The 3,298-nt window shown below is 39.3% G+C and carries 5 protein-coding genes; 4 read left to right on the top strand and 1 reads right to left on the bottom strand.

Going from position 1 to position 3,298, the window contains the following annotated elements; all coding sequences use genetic code 11:
• The coding region (locus H5202_RS19475) for a PepSY-associated TM helix domain-containing protein (RefSeq protein WP_182773520.1) at positions 1 to 426 on the top strand (426 nt) is incomplete at its 5' end.
• The gene (locus tag H5202_RS19470; RefSeq protein ID WP_182773519.1) at positions 426 to 902 is read left to right on the top strand and encodes a hypothetical protein; all 477 of its coding nucleotides are present in this window, start codon (positions 426 to 428) and stop codon (positions 900 to 902) included. The genes H5202_RS19475 and H5202_RS19470, both read left to right, overlap by 1 nt.
• A 93-nt stretch (positions 903 to 995) precedes the next feature.
• Here H5202_RS19470 and H5202_RS19465 read toward each other — a convergent pair whose 3' ends face one another.
• Positions 996 to 1,337, bottom strand: coding sequence for a YkgJ family cysteine cluster protein (locus H5202_RS19465; protein WP_259397394.1), 342 nt, complete (start codon positions 1,335 to 1,337; stop codon positions 996 to 998).
• 247 nt (positions 1,338 to 1,584) lie between these two features.
• Between H5202_RS19465 and H5202_RS19460 the strand changes: the two genes are divergently transcribed.
• Both H5202_RS19460 and H5202_RS19455 read left to right on the top strand, forming a co-directional pair.
• The gene (locus H5202_RS19460) at positions 1,585 to 2,142 is read left to right on the top strand and encodes a hypothetical protein (protein ID WP_182773518.1); all 558 of its coding nucleotides are present in this window, start codon (positions 1,585 to 1,587) and stop codon (positions 2,140 to 2,142) included.
• A partial coding sequence (locus H5202_RS19455) for a hypothetical protein (RefSeq protein WP_182773517.1) occupies positions 2,139 to 3,298 on the top strand: 1,160 nt, incomplete at its 3' end. The genes H5202_RS19460 and H5202_RS19455, both read left to right, overlap by 4 nt.

Genomic DNA, 3,298 nt, shown 5'->3' with positions numbered 1-3,298 from the left:
ACATTATCTAATGCGCTGCAAGTGGCCGAGCAAAAATTCCCAGGCTTTAAAAGTACCTACATTATGCTTCCTGAGCACCAACGAGATACTTACAAGGTGTATGGCCAGGGAGATAATATTTTCTATGACCAGTACGCTTATGGCGTGACAGTGAATCCATGGAGCGGCACCATTGAAAGTGAAAGATCGCCTGCGGCAATGACCACATTACAAACGCTATCACATATCGCTAATCCACTGCATTACGGCACTATTGGCGGTTTGTGGACAAAAGCGATTTGGTTTATCTTCGGCATTTTTCTAACGGGAATGTCTATCACTGGATTTTTAATGTGGGGAAGCCGAACCGTAAAAGCCGCTAGAACCGAACTAGACGATCCGTTGGCAATGCATAACTCACAGCTAGTCGAGCAGGAAGGTAACTAATGGCGCGCATTAAAAATACCATATGGAATCGTTACAAATATAAAATAAATGGCTTAGTGCTAGTGCTAGTTTGTTATTTTCTATATCAGTCTCTATTCCCGCAATTCCCTGATGCATGGGAAACTCAAGCGGTTGGCGCTTTTGAAATAACACCTATGCCATATGATCTTGATCCGCCATATCTTCACGATGGTACCTACACTAAGGATTTTTTATTATTGTTTAGTAAGGGGCAGGTAAACAAGATCCGTCAAGCATATTTAAATATTGGCACAGAGCCTCTACCATTAGAAACATTGCAAATGGGCGATGCGGGTATCTTGCATGGAAGTCAGCACGGACAAGAAGTTCATGCTATTGCGCCAGAAGTATTAACAGCAGAACACAAGGCTTGGTTAACCATTGAAAATTGGCAGGGGCAACAACAAGTCATTAGCTGGAAGTTACCAGATGCATTTTATCAGTCATCAAACTAAACGATTGTAGTCTTTGGAGCAGCTTGGTTTTATCGAGCAGTTTGTCGATGTTAAATGTAATCGCATTGCATTTAACATCGTATTCTTAGGCGGTTAAATGCCAAAGGCTTCGCGTTCAGAAACACACTCGTATTCAGCCATTTCAAATTCACGGCAAATCAGTGGCCGAACTTCGTAAATCGAACACATCATCGTGTCTCGGTCTAGCGCTGCACACCAACCATCATCAAGTCGGCGCATCACTTCTCCGCCCCAATTATCTTTGGCTATATACACTTTAGGCACACCGGTTTCGGTTATTAACATCACTTCTAAGCGACAACAACAGGCTTGGCAATTTGAACAAGTTACTGCCGGTTGCTCTACAGAGTTTGTTGCGGGAGTCGATGATTTATCGGACGACTCAGGGAACATGGTAATGATATTGGTGGGCATTTAAGGGCTACTGTTGAACATTTTGGCTAAGGATAGCGTAAATTTGTTCATGAAAGATAAATTTACTTCAAATAGAGGTGATATTTAATTTTTGATGACAACAAAATTACTCCAGTATTCAGAATTTATATTTTATTTCAACAGTTTATTTGTTATATTTTTGAGGTAAAAAGGTTGAAAGTAATGGTGAAATCAGCTGTTTACTCATTTCATTAATAAGAATAACAAGTCAACAAGGAGTTGTTGTGTGAAAGGATATCGACGATTGCTGCAAAGCGCATTTTGCGTGGTTTTATGTTGCGTTTCAACATTGGGTTATTGCTTAACCGAACTGAGTAAAGATGAGGGATATATTCTTGTTGCGATGAAAATTGAGCAAGGTTACGTACCGAGTCATATTACGTTAGACACTGAAGGATGGTTGTCGGACTTAAGGTTTGAAAAACTTAAGTCAAACTATAATTACTGGCTCGTAGTGGCAGATGCAGGCAGCTACACTTGGAATCGCGTGTACCTAGGAAAACAGACTTATATTGACTTAGCGGATCAGAAGTACGTGATTAATGTTGAGGCCGGGAAAATCAATTATGCAGGCCATCTTTCAATGTACACCGAAATGAATGGCAGCTTAAATTACTTGATTGGTGGTGCTAGGTTCTATTTTAATAACAAAGCCAGCCAAGCCCTGGAATACATGGAATCTAGCTATCCTGAAGTATTGGCTCAATATAATTTGAACTACACCGGCAAAGAAAAAGACCACTTTTTTGAATATGCTAAAGCAATTGAAGGGAATCAATTATGAAGCTGATTAAATGTATTCTCATTGCATTATCGTTTTTCTCGATGACCGTCGCAGCAAGCCTTGAAGACGACTTCTTCAGAAATCCAGATGTCGTTGCACCGAAGTTAAGTCCGCAGGGGCAACATTTACTATATAAAAAACTGGTCGATAACAATTATACAGTGATACTTGCTGGCACAGATTTTAGTTGGGATAACAAGGTGATTAGTTTTGGCCAGCAATCTAGAAGGTCCATTAGTGATTTTGGCTGGTTAGGTAAAGAGTATTTTAGTGTCACGACATTTGATCGCCATTCTGGTATCCAGTTATTGATTTACAAAGCTGATGCAGCCAATAGCGTCACTCAGGTTGCTTTACTAAAACAAACTTACTTATTTGATCCATTACTCGCGGTTGACGATATTTTTATCGCCCAGCGCTATAAAAATGGCAAAGCACATTTATTTACTATTAATGTAACTGATGATGCTTTTGAAGCGCAGTTTCGCAGTAAAAAGAGTATATCAATAGGCCCATTTCCTGAAGGAGCATGGTTACTTAATCCTTTTGGTGAACCTAACGTTAATTTTATTAGCAAAGGGGGCGTAACAGAGGTTCATGTTAAAAAAGCTGACAGTCGTAAGTGGCAACAAGTTTGGCGGCAAGATGATCAAACTAAATTTATACCAGTATGGTTTGATGATGCTAAAAATGAATTATTAGTGTTATCCGAACAGCAAAATGGTTATCAAAGCTTATCTCGATATGATGTTCAGTCTAAGACTTTTACTGGTGAAGTTTACAGTCTGCCAGGGCGTGATATTGTCGGCATTATTCAAAACCCTTACGACAGCAGCATCATAGGTTACACCTATATGCTCGGTGGAGTGTTAGTTCAAAATTATGACAATAAGTTGTCAACATATACTGGTACATCAGAGGGTAAAGGAGATAAAGAAGACAATTATGTTATTCACTTTGATCAAGATTACCAAAAAATAGTGACGATTAGCCAATCGATCGATTCACCTTCTGTTTATTATTTATTCGATGCCGAAACCGGTAAAAGCCAGCTTATAGGTGAAGAGCGACCTTGGTTAAATCAATACTCATTAGGCAAAAGTTTAGTGATTAAATCGACTTCTTCCGATGGTGTTGAAATTGAATCTTATTTAAC

It is taken from the genome of Shewanella sp. SG41-4, assembly GCF_014164505.1.
Taxonomy (GTDB): Bacteria; Pseudomonadota; Gammaproteobacteria; order Enterobacterales; family Shewanellaceae; genus Shewanella.
Note: the sequence above shows the minus strand (reverse complement) of the source record. Positions and strands in the feature narration are given on the sequence as shown.

Bases quoted from the DNA above. Each gene is read 5' to 3' on its own strand.
- H5202_RS19470 (WP_182773519.1), top strand. From the start codon at position 426: ATGGCGCGCATTAAAAATACCATATGGAATCGTTACAAATATAAAATA.
- H5202_RS19465 (WP_259397394.1), bottom strand. From the start codon at position 1,337: ATGCCCACCAATATCATTACCATGTTCCCTGAGTCGTCCGATAAATCA.